Genomic DNA, 19,985 nt, shown 5'->3' on the forward strand with positions numbered 1-19,985 from the left:
CTTGTTGGGTAAGACTTTTAGACTTTTTGTCAATCAAAAAGTACCAGGCATGGGAGTGATCAGGGGGAAAATCCCTGGACTTTTTCCCTGAAAATTAGGTAATTGGCCACCTCAAAACTGGTAAAACCCCACACCCCACACTCCACACCCCACACCCTGCCACCAGGAAAAACTTTTTGCCGCAAACCCTATTTTTTCTGATAAGCCGCCTGTAGATCCCGAATCGAAAACAAAGCTTGAAACTGTATTCCCTGAGATTGGTAAAATTCCGCCCCTCCTTGTTCTCTATCCACCAAAGCAATGATTAAATCTACCTGATAACCCGCATTGCGTAATCTTTCTACCGCTACCATGGCACTTTTCCCCGTTGTCACCACATCTTCGAGGACAACCACCGCGGCACCGGGGTTTAAAGTCGGCCCCTCGATATAAGCCATAGTACCGTGACCTTTTGCCTCTTTACGGACGATTAAAGCTGGAATCGGGCGATTTTCGTAGGCAGATACCACACTAACGGCACTGACAATCGGATCCGCTCCTAGGGTTAATCCTGCCACCGCTTGGGTATCTGGAGGCAGTAGGGACAGCAATAAACGCCCCACGGCTAAAGCTCCCTCCGCAGTGAGGGTAACTTGTTTACCATTGATATAGTAGCTGCTTTTTTGTCCTGAAGACAGGGTGAAATCTCCCTCTCGATAGGCAAGACGGACAAGAGCATCGAGGAGAAATTGACGCAGGGAAGCAGTATCGAGATTCGCCACCGAGGAATTAGCCATATTTTCAGGATTGGGAGCCTGACTGACTCCAAAATTTCGGTTACAATTAAGCCAAAAGTCATTATATATTGACTCGATCGCTAGTATTGATTTCTTTCTCATCCCATTGAAGCAATTTTTTAATTAACCCTATCCCTGTGAGGAGATTTTTACCCATGCGCGCTAAGTTTTTACTTCCTTCCCTGTTTTGTTTAACCGGTTTAGTTTGGTTGAGTCCGCCTAGTGCGATCGCCCAACGTTCCCCCGCCACCACTCCGGCACCGGTAAAAACCCAACAATTGCAACTTGTCCCCTCTCCCGATACGGCGGTAGGATTTAATAATATCCCTGGTTTGTTTAACCGCGCTGTTAATAACAATACGGGTCGTTTCTACGACTACACCAGCATTTTAGGACAGTTAAACTCTCTTTTTGGTTGGCGTACTTTTATGCAAGGTTCCTATTTCGATAATCTGATTACTCGGGATGCGAAATTGGTCGAAACTTTATACTATGATGTCATGCAACAGCAACAGTCTGGACCTTTAATTCGCACCCAAGATTTACCCAATCCCTTCGATACTTCCCTACAGGAAAATCCCAGTTATTTAAGTCCAGGCGGATTTTAATCCATCTGAGAAGCTAAACTCTCACCCATTTGGCAATATCAAGGGTTTTGTCATAACGATAGCTCATGCCATCATTGGCAACAATCATTTGACCTCGACTGGCTTTATTTTTGATCGTACTTAAGCTATAGTTGGTCAGTTTTTGCATTTCTTGATGGGTAAAATTGTCTTGATTGTTCATTTCAGAGACAATTTCTATCGTTTCATCAACGGTTTGGTCATTGTTAGAATGAGTTGCAATCGCTGCTGATGGATGATAGTCTGCCATTCTCATTAAACGCCAAGTAGAATCCTCGGAAAGTTCCAAAACCCTTTGATGATAGTTAAACAAACTTTCTCGATGTCCGACACTAATAAAGGTCTTGCCAGTTTGTTGTAACTGTTTATATAAATGATCTTCATTTTTTAAATCTAAAGCACTGGTGGCTTCATCTAAAATCACAAAATCTGGCTGATTAACGAATAGTCGCGCAAAGGCTAGACGCTGTTGTTCTCCTAAAGATAAAATATTTTCCCAATCCACTTCCTCATCAAAATTTTTGATGCGATTAAGAACATCTTGCAGGTTAACTTCTTGTAAGATTTCTTTTAATTGGGATTCACTCATCTCCGTTGTCGTTTGAGGATAAATTAGCTGTTCGCGCAGGTTTCCCAAAATGATGTAAGGACGTTGGGGTAAAAATAATAAATCGTCGAGGGGAGGTCGCACCAAATGACCTGTACCTGTATTCCATAACCCAGAAATAGCGCGTAAAAGAGAACTTTTTCCTCGACCACTTGGCCCAACAATTAATAAACCTTCCCCTGGTTCAACGGACAGGGATAAATGTTCGACAATCACTTTAGCGGCATCGGGAGTTTGTAAGGTGACATCATCAAAAGCTAGATTGTTATCTTCAATGACTTTAATGGTATTAACTGGGTTGGTTTGTTCGCTTACACCCTCTAAAGCTTGGTAAAACTCTTCTAAACGTTCAATATAATTAATAAACTCACCGGAGCGTCCAAATTCATCCACTAACACGGATAAGGCTGTGGAAAAGAAATAGCAACAATAGCTGACTTGGTTAACTTGTCCAAACTCAATTTCACCACTAATATATAATGGGGAAACAATTAAGAAGGGGAAGATTTGAACAATGGATTGATAGCCGCGGTTAAAAAATTCTTGGGTTCTTTCCCAATTAATTCTTTCAATCATGATTTTAATCACCTGATTGAACTTTCTTTGAATAATATTTAACTCTTTTTCTTCCCCTCTAAAAAATGCAATTGATTCGGCGTGTGTCCGAACATGAGTCATGGCGTATTTATAGGTTCCTTCGATTTCTAATTGTTGTTTATTGACTTTATTTAATTGTTGAGTAATATAGGTGGCAACAATATTTCCAATAATCGTATAAACCAGAAGCACAATAGAAATGGTTTTAGAAATTGACCAAAGAATGGCAATAAAAACCAGCATCTCCATAACTTTTTCAACACAGGTTGTTAAAAAGTCCATCGTTGTTCTGGCAATGGGTTGAATTTCTTGGGATAAACGTTGATCTGGATTTTCAATATCTCCTTTAAAATTGATTTGATAATAAGCACGATTTTTAAAATATTTTTGCAAGATACTACTATTGATCCATTGATACCAATCTAGCGCAATTAGTTTTTTAAGAAACTTGGACAATCCTCCGAAAAACGTCATACTGCCTAGGGTAATCGCATAAATAATGACAAGATGAGTTAATTTTTCTGCATCCCTAGCTTCTGTGAAGGTAATTAAGTCTCTAAAAACAAAACTATTAAACGCATTAAGACCTACTAATCCCACTAATAATAAAAACAATAAAACGAGCATTCCCCAGGAACGAATAATCTGTGAAAAGGCTCTATCCTGGTGTTCTTTAGGATACCAATAAACTTGAATAAATCTTAAAAATTCTTGAAGAGATTGATTGAAAGTTCGGACATCTTCTTTGAGATTTATACTATCTGAGGTTTTTTCTGCAACATTCATAGGATTCTCCTTGATCTAAAATGGGGGACATTAGAACTTTTAATGTCTATCTCTTGAGTTAGACATCAATTCAGCATACCATAAAAATCTGCATTATTATCACAAATTATATTACTACTATTTTCTGGCTTTTCTACAGATCAGGAATGAATATTAACCGAATTGGATCAGATTCATAATCGTTTGATAATTTTGGCAGGATTACCCGCAACGATGGTAAAAGGTTCTACATCTTTTGTTACAACAGAACCTGCTCCAATAATTGCCCCTTTCCCAATCGTAACCCCTTTAAGAATCGCAACATTAAATCCAATCCAAACATGATCTTCTATCACCACGGGTGCAGATTGTATATCAACATCCTTAGCATCCTTAATCAGATTATTCAAAATGAGTACTTCCATAAATTCTTTCTGTCTTAAAACATAATTTAATGAATGAGCATCGGTATCATAAATACTGACATCATCGGAAATTATAACTTCGTTTCCAATTTTGATAGAAGTAGCTGATCTAATTCGAGTTCCTTCACCAATATAACAATTTCTCCCTATTTCTATTTTTCCACCAAAAGGAAATATAGCTAATTCTCCGATAATTACTGTATTCTCTCCAATTTGAATTAGAGTTTTATCCTCCCTATAGTTTATACACTTTCCGATAAATTTGACGGAACTGTGAAATGTAGCATTGTCGGAAAGTTTTTTATGTTTTTCGATCCGTTTTTGTTTTTCTAAAAATTTTGAAATTAATAAATATAATTGATGTTTTAAATTAAACATAAGATTTTACTCGTGAAATTAATGAATGGATGAGATAAGCTGGTGCAATTCAGCTTATCGGGTATGATTAAATCGACATTTATTGTGTTAAAAACCCACTTTTAGTAAAATATGCAAAATAACTGTTGTCTTTGCCAAACGGGAAAATCACCGTATTGAATAGGGAAATTTGATCAAGGATTAGATTATTTTTGTCAAAAGCTTCATATAAATGAGAAAGTTCTTGTAGTAAATCCAATAAAGGCAAATTTAACTGAATTTTTAGTTTAATAATTTGTCGAGGAGTTTTGTCAACTTCTTGAAAACAAGTTCGCAACAATTCATGACGTTGCATAATAGTTTCCAAAGCTTTTCTAAAGATATTAACGTCCAAATTGCCGTCAATTTGAAAGCGAAACGGCATATTATAGGTATAGCCGTTAGCTTCTAATTGGTACAAAAACCAAAGTCGTTCTTGAGAAAAAGAAAGCGGTACAAGTTGAGACGGATTCCTAGTAGGTATCGTATTTGTTTTTACACCGATTCCTTTTTTTTGTAGTAACAGCTTGAGTAATTTCTGTTTGTCTTGAGAGTTATGGTTCATTTTTGACATGGTTTAAATAGGATTAATTCAGTGATTTTAGGTTGGTTTGATGGATACAAATCAACCTAAAAATTGTTTAATTATTGATGCTAAATAGCGGTATAACCTCCATCTACCATTAAAATTGCTCCAGTTACATAAGAGGAAGCTTCGGACGCTAAAAACACGACAGGGCCAATTAACTCTTCTAAATCTCCGGTTCGTTTCATGGGAATTCTAGTATATAATTCGTCCATTTCATCGGAAGTTGAACGTAAACCTTCTGTTCCTTCCATCATATTATTCATATACCCCGGTGCAAAAGCATTGACTCGAATTTTGTGACTAGCTAATTCGACCGCTAGGGATTTTACTAATTGATTGACACCACCTTTTGCGGCGCTATATGCTCCTGAAGATTTGGGAACAGCAACGAAAGCACAGATAGAAGAATTCATAATAATTGATCCCTTTGTTCCTTGTTTGATCATTTGTTTGGTTGCGAGTTGAGCGCAATTAAAATAACCTTTTAAGTCAACATTAATAACCTGATCCCATTCAAATTCCTCTAATTCATCAGTGTTTTTGAGAATTTCAACCCCTGCATTACAGACCATAATATCGAGTTGACCATAATTAGCAACCGTCTGGTTAATTAAATTCTGACAAGCTTGACGTTGACGAACATCGGTCTGGATTGCGATGGCCTCGCCTCCTGCTTCTTGAATCAGTTGAACCGTTTGTTCAGCACCAACTTGATTAATATCACCAATTACTACCTTAGCTCCAGCTTGTGCTAATCCTTGCGCTAGTACCCGACCAATTCCTCGGGCAGCACCCGTGATAATTGCAACTTTACCTGTTAAATCAAAGAGATGATTTGTCATTTTTTTCTGTATTTTTTTTGTAATTATACCATTTTTAAAGCTAGGGAAATACGCTTAAATTCATTTATTTTTAAAGGTTGTGATTAGACGTGCTACAGTGGGATTTTCAAAAAAATCACGCAAAGTACAATTAATTTTAAGAATTTTACCAATTTTATCAATTACCTGAATAACTTTTTGAGAATCCCCCCCAAGGTCAAAAAAGTTATCATTAACACTAATTTCTTCTAATTCTAAAACTTCTTGCCAGATATTGACCATGGTTTCTCTAGTTAGATTATGGGGTAAGTCATTAGATTTAATTTCATTGATTGATAAAGACAAGGGGGAAGTATTGTCTGAGAAAGAGACGGATTCAGAGAAAGGACATAGATCAGAAATGGTTTTATTAGGATCAGTGACAATATTCTTCAATAACTGCTGAAAATATTGTTCCATTTGAGTAATAGTTTCAGCCGTAAATAAATCAGCTTTATACACGAAAGCACCTTTCATACCTTGCTCAGTTTCTTCAAGGGATATAGTTAAATCATTTTCGGCACTATGGGGTTCTATATCCATTTTTAATAACTCGTCTGTGACTGTCAGATTGATGAATTTTAAATCTTGTTTAGGAGCATTCTGGAAAAGGAAAATGACTTGATGAAACAAAGCATATTGAGTATCCCTAATGGGTTTTAATTTTTCCACTAACGTGATAAAAGGAATTTCTTGATAAGCATCAAACTCTAAACTCATCTCTTTTACTTGATGCAGCAAGTCTCGAAAATTGGCTTGACCTTCTACATGAGTATATAAGGGGAGAAACTGAACCATAAGTCCGATTAAATCTTGTGTTTCGGGTTGGTTACGATTAGCCGCAACTCCACCAATAATAATTTCTGTCTGTTCTGTATAGTAAAAGAGTAATATTTTTAAGGCGGCTAATAAAGTCATATACAAAGTCGCTTTTTCTTGATGACTTAATGACTTTAATGCGTCTGTTAAGTTTTGGGAAATGAGGAAATGATGAATAGCTGCTTCAACAGGTTGAGCCGTTGTGCGTGGGTAATCAGTAGGAAGTTTTAAAATGGGTGGGTTAATCCCTATATGTTTCTTCCAAAAATTCAGCTGAGATTGCCATGAATTATCTTTTATTGATTGCCATTGCCACAGAGAAAAGTCACCATATTGAATCGGTAATTCAGGCAAAGGTGAAGGTTTATTCAGACAAAAAGCTTCATAAAGAATGCCTAACTCTTTAGTCAAAATATTCAAAGACCAACCATCAGCAATAATATGATGGATTGTCATAATTAACAGATAGTTATTTTCAGCAAATTTTATAATTTTACTGCGAAATAATGAATCTTTTTCTAAATCAAAAGATCGGTTAATTTCTGCTGATAACAATCTTTGGGTTTCTTTTTTTTGCTCCACTTCACTAAGTCTTTGTAGGTCAAGAATTGAAAAATCAAAAACTGGATCATCTGTAATTTTTTGGAACACTTTTCCATCTATACAAGTAAAAGTTGTCCGCAAACTTTCATGACGTTTGACAATTTCTCTTAAGCTTTCCTCTAGTGCAGGAACATTAAGCAAGCCTTCAATGCGATAAATACAAGGCAAGTTATAAATACAATTTTCTGGATAAAATTGAGCAAAAAACCAAAGTTCTAACTGAGTTAAAGAGATAGGAATTAATTCAGAGTTGGATGATTGGCGTTTAGGTATAGTATTTACTTTTTTAAAACTAATACCTTTTTTTTGAAGCAGGAGCTTGAGTAATTTTTGTTGATCTTGAGAGTTGTTTTTCATTTGTAATTAATAATTCAGAAGTGGTTGACTTATTTTTTTTAGTTTTGAGATAATAAAGCTTGAACTTCTTCTGGTGAAAGTTGGGAAATTTCTTGAACCGTTACGGCAATTTCATTTAGTAACCCTTCATTCCCCACTAATTCAACCATGACTTGAGTTAATTGGCTGATGGTTGAGTGATTAAAAAGTTGACGCACAGAAACTTCAATTTCTAAGGTTTGACGGATTTTACTAATCAGTTGAATCACTTTTAAAGAATGCCCACCTAACAGAAAGAAATCGTCTTCAATCCCAACTCGTTCGACTTCTAAAATTTCTGCCCAAATTACCGCTAAAACTTCTTCAATTGCAGTGCGAGGAGCGACATAATTTTGAGTTAACGATAAGGGGTTTTTATCGGGTATTGGTAAGACTTTTCGATCAACTTTACCGTTAGGACTGAGTTGAAAAGATTCCATCACCACAAAAGCAGAGGGAATCATATAATCGGGTAGCCAGTTTTCAAGGAAATGACGTAATTCAACTTGGTTTACGGTTTCACCTGGACGGGGAATAAAATAAGCGGCTAAATATTTTTCTCTGGCGGTTTCTCCCTGAACTGTAGCAATGGCTTGGGCAATTTGAGGATGTTGATTTAAAATAGTTTCTACTTCCCCTAATTCAATTCTATAACCTCTAACTTTCACCACATCATCAATTCTTCCTAAATATTCAATGTCTCCATTGGGTAAATAACGAGCTAAATCTCCAGTTTTATACAGCAATGAATTATCGCTAAAGGGATTAGCAATAAATTTTTCTTTGGTTAATTGGGGATTGTTGAAATAACCCCGCGCTAAACCGCCACCCGCAACATATAACTCGCCAGTGACTCCGATGGGTACAGGTTGAAGATGGGAATTTAAAATATAAACTTGCACATTAATCGCGGGTTTACCAATGGGAATATACTTCGGCCAAAGCTCAGGATTAGGGTCAAAGGTATAACTGGTAACGATATCCGCTTCTGTGGGTCCATAATAATTGTAAAGGGTACAATGTTCGAGTTTTTTGAATACAGAAATCATCGTTGGAGTAATTTGTAATTGCTCTCCAGCTGAAATAATTTCACGCAAGTTAGCAAATAAGTAGGTTTCCTCACTATAGGTTTCAATTAATTGTTGTAACAAAGTAACGGGCAAAATCGCTTTATGAATGGGGTTATTTGCCAATAATTGACTTATTTTAGCAAGGTCTAAGCGGGCATCTTCTGGAACAATAAATAAGGTTCCTCCTAAACACCAGGCTGCAAACATTTCGTGATAGCTAACATCGAAATTGAAGGGAGCAAATTGTAAGAAATTTCTCTCCGGTGACATTTTCGCCTGATGATGCTCAATAATATTGGTTAAGGATTGATGCAGGATCATAATCCCTTTTGGCACACCCGTAGAGCCTGAACTATAAATAATATAGGCCAAATCCTTTAAACTCACGGGGTTGTCAAGATTAGTCTTGGGTTCTAAGGCAATTTCTGACCCTTGTTCATCCAATAAAATCCGTTGAGAAATGGTTTCACTGTTTAAGAGGGATTGACAATCTTTTTGGGTTAATAAGGTTTTGATTTGGGTGTCTTGCAGGATGTAAGAAAGTCTTTCTTGAGGATAGGTTGGATCTAGGGGAACACAAACACAGCCTACTTTTAACACCGCTAAAACGGCAATTACCATATTAACAGACCGTTCTAAACAAATCCCGACTAAAGATTGAAAACTCACCCCAATTTTTTGTAAATAATGAGCCAATTGATTAGCAGATTCATTCAGTTCTTGGTAGGTTAATTGTTGCTCTTGAAAAACAACGGCGATGGCTGAAGGGGTTTTGAGGGTTTGTTGTTCAAATAATTCATGAACGCAGTGTTTAAGAGGCTTTTGGGGTGCAGTTTGATTCCATTCAATTAATAATAATTGACGTTCAGCTTCCGTTAATAAAGGTAAGTCTTGAATCCGACGATGGGGATTAATAGCGATTCCTTCTAATAAGGTTTTAAAATGACCTAATATCCGTTCAATGGTGTCATTTTCAAATCGTTCTTGAGGATAAATAATTTTGATACTTAAGGCTTCTCCAGGGGTGACAATAACCGTTAAGGGATAATCAGCATTGCCATAATCTTGCATTTCACCGACTTGTAAACCGCCTAAATTATCACTATCATTGTCGCTAAAGGGTAAATTTTCAAAGACAACAAAACTTTCAAAAACTGAATGAGGGGACGGAATTTCACTCCATTTTTGAATATCAATTAGAGAACTATAACTATATTGCTCTCGTTCTAAATGCTCTTGTTGTAGTTGTTGAAACCAAGTTAATAATTCAAGTTGAGACTCAATTTGGATGCGAACGGGTAAGGTATTTAAAAACATCCCCACCATCGATTCAATCCCAGTAAAATTGGGCGGTCGTCCCGAAACGGTTGCCCCAAATACAATATCAGATTCACTACTATAATGATGCAATAATAAAGCCCAAGCTCCTTGAATTAGGGTAGAAAGAGTAAGGCGATATTCTTGGGCGAGTAATTTCAGACGACTGGTAATTTCTGGAGAAAGTTTTGATTTTTGATGAAGATAATTTTTACTTTGAGTAACAAGAGGATTTAACGGTTTATCAACGACTAATGGAGTTGGAGAGGTAAAACCTTGAAGATTTTGTCGCCAAAATCGTTCGGCTTCAGTTTGATCTTGCTGTTGTAGCCAATTAATATAGTCTTGATAAGGGCGGGGTGTGGGTAAATTGACGGGTTGATAGTTGATGAGTCCAGCGTAAAAATCGAAAACTTCTTTCAACAGAATTGCTGTTGCCCAACCATCTAATAAAATATGATGTCCAGTATGGATAAATTCATATTTTTGATCTTCGACTTGAATTAAATGACATCGAAGTAAGGGGACTTTATCTAATTCAAAATATTGCTCTTTATCAGAGGTTAATAATTCCTGAAATTTAGTTTCTTGTTCGGCGGGAGAATGTGATCGCCAATCTTGATTAAACCAAGGCAAGGTGACATTTTTTCTAACCACTTGTAAAGGCTGTTTGGTTTTTTTCCAAGCAAAACAAGTCCGTAAAATACTATGTCTATCTACTACTTTTTGCCAAGCTTGTTGGAACGCATTAATATCTAAATTGCCTTGCAAGGTGATTTGAATTTGTGATAAATACGTCTTTGATTCTGGATTATATAAAGAATGAAACAGCATCCCCTGCTGCATGGGAGAAAGGGGATAAATGGATTCAATATCTTTTTTACTAACCCTAGATTGTTGAGGTGTTACCATTATTTTTCCCAATAGATTAAATAAAAATGTGCGTGAGTTTATTGAATCAAATTTTATTCAATAAATACGATAAACTTAGAACGAATTACCTTTAACGTTGACTAGACCACTTGAGTTTAAATTTGTTAATTTCTTCATCGGTGTAAAAATGACTCACTAATGGTTGATCATAAATTTTTTCTAAATATTCATCACTAAAGGTGAGACTATTTTTAAAATTTTCATAGATACGATGATACTCCAAATCTACGTCAATCAATTTCAATTTTTGGTAATCTAATTTCTCAATTCCAAAGAAAGCTTGTGTCATTTCTTGTAAACAAGAGTCAAGTTTTTCTAATTTGAATAATAATAACTCAATTTTTTTGTCAGGAAATTCAACAATTGTATAACCTTTTTCTTTGGGAAAATCAATCTCACTGATATCAATTCCAAAAACAGATTTTAACTCTAATTCAAACCAATCAAACTGTTTGCTAAAAACAAATTTTTGTGACCAAAAACAATTTACCATATCGTCAATTGTAATTAATCCTTCCTTAAATTTTCGGAAAAATTGGGGAAAAGCAGACTCACAATCGATAATTTGGAAAAACCAAGAAATATTACGAGCGATGGGATCTCTTACTCCCGCAATAATTCTGATCTTATCCTTATCCTTAATTGTTTCGAGATGATCACTTAAATATTTGGTGGTCAAAGAATGTTCTATCGTACTCAAATAATAAGGTTGAGTAAGATGAATTTTATCCCAAATTTTGGCAACAATTTCTGGGTTTAAATTATGAACATGATACACCGCTTTTTCTGGAAAGGTTCTTTTAATAGCCAGATAAAGATTAGCAGAACCAACTTTACCCATTTGATAAACCAGGATCACCGAAGGTTGTTCAAGCTCTTGTTTAAATTTGTGTTTCAGCCTCCAAATATTAACATTATTGATAAGATAGGAAAAAATGGGAAAGTTACGAGTATCTTTAGTCGGATAATAGGGAACAAATTTGTCTAACATTTGAGATTTAGATTCGCTATTCATAACACTTGTGGTTGTTGATTTTGGCTTGACAGATCAATTTAAAATGCTGACGAGGATAAACCCCCATCTATCGGAATCGTAATTCCCGTTATATAACTCGCACATTCTGAAGCTAAAAATACAACGAGATTAGCAAATTCTTCAGTCGTACCAATTCGATTCATGGGAATTGTTTTTAGAATTCTTTCTCGGATTAAATCTGGGGTCGTTCCCTCCTTTTTGGCATAAATTTCTAAATATTCTCGATGTCTAGGGGTGTCAATAACGCCGGGGTTAACACTATTAATTAAAACATTATAGGGGGCGGTTTGTCTAGCTACTGATTTGGTAAAATTCATTAAAGCTGCATTGACAACACCCGATTTAACTAAACGAGGAGATGGCTCTTTTCCCGATGTCCCAATGATATTAACAATTCTTCCCCAATGTTGTTTTTTCATAATCGGTAACACTAAATTGGTTAAGCGAATATAACCCATTAATTTTCCTTGAAAAACGTTTAACCAATCTTCATCGGAAAGGTTTTCAATTAAATTATCAGCAAAGTTAGCTCCTTCAGAATTATTGACTAAAATGTCAATTTTGCCATATTGATTTAAAGAGTCCTGTATTAATTGTTCAGAATCTTGAGCTTGATGGACATCAGCCACTAAACTCAGAATTTCTTGGACAGGATAAGCTTGAGCCAGAGATTGATAAGCTTGTTCTAAGCGTTGGGAATTGCGACCACAAATAATTAAGTGACAGCCTTCTTCTGCTAATTTTTCAGCAATAGTAAACCCAATTCCCGCACTACTTCCCGTAATCAAAGCCACTTTATCTTTTAATCCTAAATCCATAAACTTTGTCCTAGCATTTTGAGGTTAAACTTAAAATCATAAAACGAACTAAATTAAAATTTTAATCAAATTAATATCTTGTTTCGATGAATTATATCCCTTTTTTAAAACTTTTGAAGGAGCATAATAAATTTGACCATATTCTAAAAACTGTCCTTCATTTTCTATGGAGATTTCTAATTTTCCATTCAAAATAAATCCGATTTCTTCTTGCTCACCTTGATGTGGGGGAATGGAATAACCAGAAGGGATTTTCATCATGACAATTTCAAACCAAGAACCCTTAACAGATTGACAAGGTAAATGAGTGATTTTATCTTGGTTGTTGGATAGTGTTAATAAAACATCTTCTGACGGTAAAGCAGAGGTAATCCGTTTAAGATCAAATCCAATCATCGGTTCTGATAAAGGATTAAAAGCACCATGAGGAATATTGCCATCAGCTATATAAACATCTTGCAAAGGTCTTAAGGGTTTAATCAAATCTTTAATATACAGTTCTAGTTCTGCTGAGAATACCATGCCAATTTGACTTTCAGGATGTTGGTGGGATTCAAGTTTAGCATTAGGAGCTATAACGTATAATTGAAAAATGGTATCTTGGCATTGAAAAACCTCTAATTCTACATGAGGATTGAGTTTAATAGGCTTGGGAATTGGGAAAAATTCAGACATGATTTTAGGGTACAGGTTCAAAATGAAATTGAGATTTAAACTCTCAATTATTTTTATGTGATGAAGGCAACTATTTTGAGCGGATAGGTAGCTTTTTTAGGTATGCACTGGTAAATAAATACTTTGAATCATGGTGTTTTCCTTTTTGTGAAATAAAGACCAACTCATCTCAATTTTACCATATTGTGAAATAAATTCTAAATCATATTCTCGGAGGGCATTTTCATTGGTAATGGCTAAATCTGCCAACCCTTGTTTAACTTGAATAGCGGCCACACTGGTAGAATTGACAAATTTGATTTTAATCTTATTTTGATTCAGGTCGCCAGGTAATAAATAAGGAAGTAAAGGAAGAGGAGCGGGATGAGTGACCAGGGTACAATTTTCTAAAACGATTTCTTCATTTTTTCGCTTGGCTAATCCGTAAACGGGTGTGGGATAGGTGAAGATAAAACCTAGTTTAAACCTCGGTTCCATATAGAAATCATTAATTTTTTCATAGGCATGGGGGACTAACGCCAAATCTATCTGATTTTGGAGTAAAGATTCCTTTAAATCTGTAAAGCTATCAAATAAATGACTATTAACCGAAATCTGTTGTAATTTCCATTGAGAAATTAGATAATTTAAGGTTTGTTCGCTGCTGGTTTCTTTAGGACCCAAAGTGCCAACGCTTAAAGTTTTGATATCAAGCTGAGGATAACACAATTCCATTGAAAACTTTAACATGGTTTTAAGGCTCCTGAAGTTTTAAGGGTGGATAAATTAGGATTTCCGGTACAAAATAAAACAATTTCAAGTTCAGCAATTAAAAATTTTACCAACTCATCAACGGCGGCTTCTGATTCAATCGCTGCTACGAGAAACGGACGAGCCAACCCTCCTAAATCGGCTCCTAGAGCGATAGATTTGGCAAGATCTAAGCCATTTTTTAAGCCCCCAGAAGCAATTAAAGGAATGGTTGAATTCATCGACCGAATGGCGGTAATACATTCAGCCGTAGGTAAACCCCAATCGGCAAAAACTTGTCCGAGATGCCTTTGTCTGTTGTCTTTGGCTCTTTGGCTTTCGACTTTAGCCCAGGACGTGCCTCCGGCTCCCGCCACATCAATCGCGGCGACTCCGGCTTCAATTAATTGTTTGGCCATCACCGCAGAGATGCCATTTCCGACTTCTTTGGCGATGACAGGAACGGGTAATTGAGCGCAAATTTGCTGAATTTTAGCGAGTAACCCTTTAAAATTAGAATCGCCTCCCGATTGCACCCATTCTTGTAAAGGATTGAGATGCAGAATTAAGGCATCAGCTTCTAATAATTCCACCAATTTTAAACAGTCTTCTAAACCGCAGCCGTAATTTAACTGTACAGCCCCTAAATTCGCTAACAGGAGAATATCCGGCGCCAGAGAACGGACTGCAAAGGTCGGCGCTAATTCCGGTTGTTCGAGTGCAATGCGTTGAGAACCCACCCCCATCGCTAAACCATAGCGTTGAGCGACCGTTGCCAATCGAGTATTGACTAAATGGGCTAATTCTGTTCCTCCGGTCATGGAAGAGATGAGAATTGGAGCTTTTAAAGATTTCCCTAAAAAGGTTGTCCCCAGTTCAATATCGCTACGGTCAAGTTCAGGAAGACAACAATGGGTAAAACGATATTTTTCTAAACCGCTTGTAAGTTGTTGAAATTCTACATCTTTTTCGATACAAACTCGCAGATGTTCACTTTTACGATTTTCAATTTCACTGGGAAGATTAGGTGATGGCATAGTTGTTATCAAGCAGGAGGGTTAAACATTAAGTTGAGGTTAAAAATCAAGTTCTGAAAGCAGTTCATCTAATTCTGCCTGATTAAGATCCGCATCGGGAAAATCCGATGGAGTATAGCCTCCTTCTACCGATAAACAATGGTTAATCAGGCTTTCTAAAGAATCTCGATAAGCAGCGGCTAAATTTTTGATCGTTGTTTGATGATGAAAATTTTCACTATATTGCCATTCCATATCAAGTTGCCCATCAACCACAATTCCATGAATCGCAATTAAATGGGAACGTTGTCCCAAAGGACTATGAATGGAACCAGTGGATTCTTGAGATAATTTCCAGCCTATCTCGCCGATTTGATGGCTGGTAAATTGACCTAAATAATTAAAGCTGACTTGAGCTTTTGGATAGTTTTTTAACGGGGATTGAATCGTTAAATCTGAACTCAGATAATATCCAATTCCATAATCAAATCCTCGATTCGGAATTTGTCTTAACTGCTCTTTAATGGACTTGAGACACTCACCCGGATGGTGAAGATTTTCTAAGGTCAAAAAGACGGGGAAAATACTGGTAAACCAACCCACAGTTCGAGATAAATTCACGGATTCAATTACATTCTCTCTTCCATGACCTTCCATGTCAAGCAAAAGCTTATAATTTCCTGTCCAACGGCCAAAAGCTTGGACTAAAGCGGTCAATAGAATATCATTAATTTGGGTGTTATAAGCTTGCGGAACCTCCTGTAAGAGTAAGCGGGTTTGTTCTTCGGTTAAGGTGAAAGAGACCGTTTTGGCATGGGCAACAATGTTAGATTGGGCATCCCCCTGAACATCTACAGGAAGAGGAGAAACGGATGAAAAATCACGGTTTAGCCAATACTTGAATTGAGCGTAAAACTCTGGGGTTTTCGCATAGTTTTGCAGTTCCTCAGCCCAAGTTTTAAAAGAACTGGTTTTAGGAGGAAGTTGCAGAGGCTTTTGGGTTTCTAATTGCTGGTAAATCGTAACGAAATCTTCGAGGATAATCCGCCAAGAAATTCCATCTACTGCTAAATGATGAATTACAATTAACATTTTTCCACTCTCACCCAAGGCGAAGAAAACCACCGCCATTAAGGGGCCTTCCTCTAAATTCAGTACCCGTTGTTGAACCTCAGAAATTTCTGCCATCTTGGTCAATTGTTCATGGTAAGATAGATGGGATAAATCCACCTTTTCAAAAGCGAAATTATTGCAATCATCGCTGTGATTTTGTTGCCATTGTTCCCCTTTTTGCACAAACCGTAACCGCAAGGCATCATGGTGATAGAGTAATTTAGAAATAGTTTGTTTTAATAAATCTGGTTGTAGATTATTGGGAACCTCTAACAAGATAGATTGATTAAAGTGATGACGTTCGGGCCAGTTTTGTTCAAAAAACCATTTTTGAATCGGCGTTAACGGGACTTCACCTGTAACTAATCCCTGGTCAATTTCAGTGATAGCAGTTGTCTCCGCTACGGTGGCTAATTGAGCGATAGTTTGATGACTAAATAATTGTTTAGGAGTAATTTGTAATCCCACTTGATTAGCTTTAGCGACAATTTGAATGGCGATAATTGAATCGCCTCCTAATTCAAAGAAATTCTCATTAATACTAATTTGATTTTGCCCTAAAACTTCCTGCCAAATTTGGGCTAGAATTGTTTCTTTCTCGGTACTAGGAAGAAGATAATTTTCTAATTCATTAACATCAATTTCTGGTCTAGGTAAAACACTGCGATCAATTTTTCCATTCTGATTAAGAGTAAAAGCATCTAAGAAAATCAAGAAAGCAGGAATCATATAATTGGGCAGCTTTTCTTGGAGAAAAATTCGTAATTCTGGCTGAGTGAGTTGTTTATCTTTCGGAACAACATAAGCATACAAACGCTTGATTCCAAGTAGATCTTCTCTGGCGATAACAATTCCATCTTTGACTTGAGGATGCTGAAATAAAACGGCTTCTATTTCGCCTAATTCAATTCTAAAACCTCTGATTTTTACCTGATGATCAATCCGTCCAATAAATTCAATATTCCCATCGGCTAAATAGCGTACTATATCACCTGTTTTATACAGACGTGCTGACGAATCTTGACTAAAAGGATTGGGAATAAATTTTTGTTCAGTTAAGTCAGGACGATTGAGATAACAACGGGCTAAACCATCACCACCAATATGCAATTCGCCTTTAACACCAATAGGAACAGGTTGCAAATAGGGATCAAGAATATAAATTTCTGTATTAGCTAAAGGACGACCAATTGGAATAGTTGTAGCTTCTGAAGGAATATTTTTAATTAAATACCAAGAGGTAAAAGTTGTGCTTTCTGTTGGCCCATAAACATGAAGTAAATTTTGAGCGGTTCCTTTATTAAGGGATTCTTTGACCCATTGAGGATCAACTGCTTCGCCACCAAAAAGTAAATATCTTAAGCTTTGAAAAGCATGGGGAATAGTCTGAACTAACTGATTAAATAACGCTGTCGTTAAGAATAAAATAGTAATTTGATATTTTTGGAGAAAATGAACAAATTTTTCAGGAGAAAGAACTCTATCTTTATCTACTCCTATTAACTGTGCGCCATGTATCAGCGCCCCCCAAATTTCAAAAGTAGCGGCATCAAAAGAAGGATTAGAAACCTGAGCCATTCTATCAGTTGGTTTTAAATATATATAGTTAGTATTACAGACTAAACGAGTCACTCCTCGATGGGGAATAGCAACTCCTTTAGGTTTACCTGTAGAACCTGAAGTATAGATGACGTAGGCTAAATTCTCAGCGTTAACATGACTGAGAGGATTCTGTTTACTTTGTTGTTTAATTGGGTCTTCATCTTGTTCTAAACAAATCAATTGATTGACTGTTGTTGGTAGTTTTTTGATGAGGTGCTGTTGCGTTAATAAAATTTTGATTTCAGCATCATTTATGATAGATTCAAGTCGTTCTTCGGGATAGCTTGTGTCCAGTGGTACATAAGCTCCTCCAGCTTTTAAGATTCCTAAAAATCCAATAATCATTAAGGGTAATCGCTCGACACAAATCCCAATTAATTGATCTGGTTTAACCCCTAATTTTTGTAAATAACGGGCAATCTGATTGGCTTTTTGATTTAACTGTTCATAGGTGAGGGATTGTTCTCCATCGATGACCGCTATAGCATCAGGTGTTTTAACAACCTGTTCTTCAAATAACTGATGAATACAGTAATGATCAGGATAAGACGTTTGAGTTTGATTCCATTCTACTAATAATTGCTGTTTTTCCGATTCAGTCAGTAACGGTAATTCCCCGATGGTTTGCTGAGGATTGGCTACAATCCCCTTTAATAAAGTTTGGAAATGACCCACCATGCGGTTAATTCTTTCAGGAGTAAATAGGTCGCTATCATATTCCCAAAAACCTTCTAAATAAGCTCCTTTTTCGGTTTCGATTTCCTCTAAAACTAAGCTGAGATCAAATTTAATTCTCTGGTTTTCAACGGCTAAATATTGAGCCTTTAAATCAGGTAATTCTAAAGCATTGAGGGGGGCATTTTGCATCGCAAACATGACCTGAAATAAGGGATTATAACTTAAACTTCGTTCGATTTCTAACCCATCAACCACTTGCTCAAAGGGGACATCTTGATTGGCATACGCTTCTAAAACAACATTGCGAGCTTGCTGTAATAATCCCGAAAAAGTCGGATTTCCTTCTAGGGAATTCCGCAGCACTAAAGTATTGACAAAAAACCCAATCAAAGGTTCAATTTCTTGTCGGTTTCGGTTGGCGGTGGGTGTCCCGATTAAAATATCATCTTGACCACTATAACGAAAGAGTAAAGTGTTTAAAGCAGCCAGTAAGGTCATAAATAAAGTCACCCCCGACTTTTGGCTCAAAAGTTTCAGGTTTTCTGTGAGTTCTGAGTCAATTTGAAACGAGATACTATGACCTCGAAAATTGGGAGTAGCTGGACGGGGTTTATCGGTTGGAAGTTCTAATAAAGGAGGAGCAGCCGTTAATTGTTTTTTCCAATAATTTAACTGATTTTCTAAGATTTCACCTTGTAACCATTGTCTTTGCCATACCGCAAAATCCGCATATTGTATGGCTAATTCGGGTAAATCTACGGTTGAATTGGATAAAAGTGCTTGATAAAATTTAGATAATTCTTTAAATAAAATGCCCTTTGACCAACCATCGATAATAATATGATGGAAAACGTTGACTAAAATATAATTTTCATATCCCAGATCAAACAGAGTACATCGTAATAGGGGAGATTGGGTTAAATCAAAGGGTTTTTGTAGTTCTTCAATAATCTGTTTATCAATTTGATCTTGGGAAATATCTTTTAAATTAATAACTAATAATTTAATCTTTAGAGATGGAGCAATTTTTTGAATAGGTTTTCCTTCAACCACTGGAAAGGTTGTCCGTAAGCTCTCATGGCGTTGAATAATAGCATTAATCGTTTGCTCTAAAATATCAATGTTTAAGCGTCCCGTTAAACGGATGGTTAGAGCTTCATTATAAGCCGAATTTTGCTGATCCATCTGATAGAGAAACCACATTCTCTGTTGAGCAAAAGATAGGGGTAAATCTTCAGTTCGGGCAACGCTATTAATTACGGATTCAAGGGGTTTAGATGGTGTTGTTGCACTTCTTAAAAAAGTGAGAATTTCTGGTTTTCTTGTCCCGATTTCTTGCTTAATTTCTGGTGTCATTGCTCCTTGGGGAGCTTGATATTTTAACTTTTCTTCCTCAAGCCAAAGCTTGATGTCTAAACTATTTAAGTAAGATAAAAATTCTGCGACTTTCATCAATAGTATCCTTTTCCTTAATTAATGTTCTGGTATTTTTGGAATGGGGGTGATATTTGGCTGAGTACAGTAGCTCAAGCTAGAGCTACTGTTAGAGATATAATCAAC

Annotated in this window: 14 protein-coding genes; 1 reads left to right on the forward strand and 13 read right to left on the reverse strand. The window is 36.4% G+C overall.

What is annotated here, in order from left to right; all coding sequences use genetic code 11:
• Nucleotides 1-188 precede the first annotated feature (188 nt).
• Entirely contained in the window at nt 189-878 is a 690-nt protein-coding gene (gene pyrE / locus IM507_RS15460) for an orotate phosphoribosyltransferase (protein WP_002794035.1), read from the reverse strand.
• Nucleotides 879-931: 53 nt separating this feature from the next.
• Here pyrE and IM507_RS15465 point away from each other — a divergent pair, with 53 nt between their 5' ends.
• A complete protein-coding gene (locus IM507_RS15465; RefSeq protein ID WP_002731648.1) occupies nt 932-1,384 on the forward strand; it encodes a hypothetical protein in 453 nt (150 codons plus the stop codon).
• Nucleotides 1,385-1,397: 13 nt separating this feature from the next.
• Here IM507_RS15465 and IM507_RS15470 read toward each other — a convergent pair whose 3' ends face one another.
• The 12 genes from IM507_RS15470 to IM507_RS15525 all read right to left on the reverse strand — a co-directional run bounded on the left by IM507_RS15470 (nt 1,398) and on the right by IM507_RS15525 (nt 19,877).
• On the reverse strand, nt 1,398-3,392 hold the full coding sequence (locus IM507_RS15470; RefSeq protein ID WP_287637299.1) for an ABC transporter ATP-binding protein/permease: 1,995 nt from the start codon (nt 3,390-3,392) through the stop codon (nt 1,398-1,400).
• Nucleotides 3,393-3,565: 173 nt separating this feature from the next.
• A complete protein-coding gene (locus IM507_RS15475) occupies nt 3,566-4,174 on the reverse strand; it encodes an acyltransferase (RefSeq protein WP_002732414.1) in 609 nt (202 codons plus the stop codon).
• Between the two features lie 79 nt (nt 4,175-4,253).
• The gene (locus IM507_RS15480; protein WP_042790284.1) at nt 4,254-4,766 is read right to left on the reverse strand and encodes a condensation domain-containing protein; all 513 of its coding nucleotides are present in this window, start codon (nt 4,764-4,766) and stop codon (nt 4,254-4,256) included.
• Nucleotides 4,767-4,846: 80 nt separating this feature from the next.
• Nucleotides 4,847-5,623 carry an SDR family NAD(P)-dependent oxidoreductase gene (locus tag IM507_RS15485; RefSeq protein WP_002733257.1) on the reverse strand — a complete coding sequence of 259 codons (777 nt, stop codon included), beginning with the start codon at nt 5,621-5,623 and terminating at the stop codon, nt 4,847-4,849.
• Nucleotides 5,624-5,683: 60 nt separating this feature from the next.
• Complete coding sequence (locus IM507_RS15490; protein WP_123230861.1) at nt 5,684-7,420, reverse strand: condensation domain-containing protein; 1,737 nt, start codon at nt 7,418-7,420, stop codon at nt 5,684-5,686.
• Nucleotides 7,421-7,458: 38 nt separating this feature from the next.
• Entirely contained in the window at nt 7,459-10,737 is a 3,279-nt protein-coding gene (locus IM507_RS15495) for a non-ribosomal peptide synthetase (RefSeq protein ID WP_002732387.1), read from the reverse strand.
• A gap of 91 nt (nt 10,738-10,828) precedes the next feature.
• Entirely contained in the window at nt 10,829-11,773 is a 945-nt protein-coding gene (locus IM507_RS15500; RefSeq protein ID WP_069474086.1) for a putative capsular polysaccharide synthesis family protein, read from the reverse strand.
• Nucleotides 11,774-11,811: 38 nt separating this feature from the next.
• The gene (locus IM507_RS15505; protein ID WP_002732949.1) at nt 11,812-12,612 is read right to left on the reverse strand and encodes an SDR family oxidoreductase; all 801 of its coding nucleotides are present in this window, start codon (nt 12,610-12,612) and stop codon (nt 11,812-11,814) included.
• Nucleotides 12,613-12,660: 48 nt separating this feature from the next.
• The gene (locus IM507_RS15510; RefSeq protein ID WP_002733836.1) at nt 12,661-13,287 is read right to left on the reverse strand and encodes a cupin domain-containing protein; all 627 of its coding nucleotides are present in this window, start codon (nt 13,285-13,287) and stop codon (nt 12,661-12,663) included.
• A gap of 96 nt (nt 13,288-13,383) precedes the next feature.
• The gene (locus IM507_RS15515; RefSeq protein ID WP_002734096.1) at nt 13,384-14,016 is read right to left on the reverse strand and encodes a LysR family transcriptional regulator; all 633 of its coding nucleotides are present in this window, start codon (nt 14,014-14,016) and stop codon (nt 13,384-13,386) included.
• Nucleotides 14,010-15,053, reverse strand: a complete 1,044-nt coding sequence (gene fni, locus IM507_RS15520; protein ID WP_002733320.1) for a type 2 isopentenyl-diphosphate Delta-isomerase — start codon at nt 15,051-15,053, stop codon at nt 14,010-14,012. The genes IM507_RS15515 and fni overlap by 7 nt, the downstream gene beginning before the upstream one ends.
• Before the next feature lie 39 nt (nt 15,054-15,092).
• The gene (locus IM507_RS15525; RefSeq protein ID WP_123230862.1) at nt 15,093-19,877 is read right to left on the reverse strand and encodes a non-ribosomal peptide synthetase; all 4,785 of its coding nucleotides are present in this window, start codon (nt 19,875-19,877) and stop codon (nt 15,093-15,095) included.
• Between the last annotated feature and the right edge of the window lie 108 nt (nt 19,878-19,985).

The organism is Microcystis sp. M20BS1, from assembly GCF_020245305.1.
Classification (GTDB): domain Bacteria; phylum Cyanobacteriota; class Cyanobacteriia; order Cyanobacteriales; family Microcystaceae; genus Microcystis; species Microcystis ichthyoblabe_A.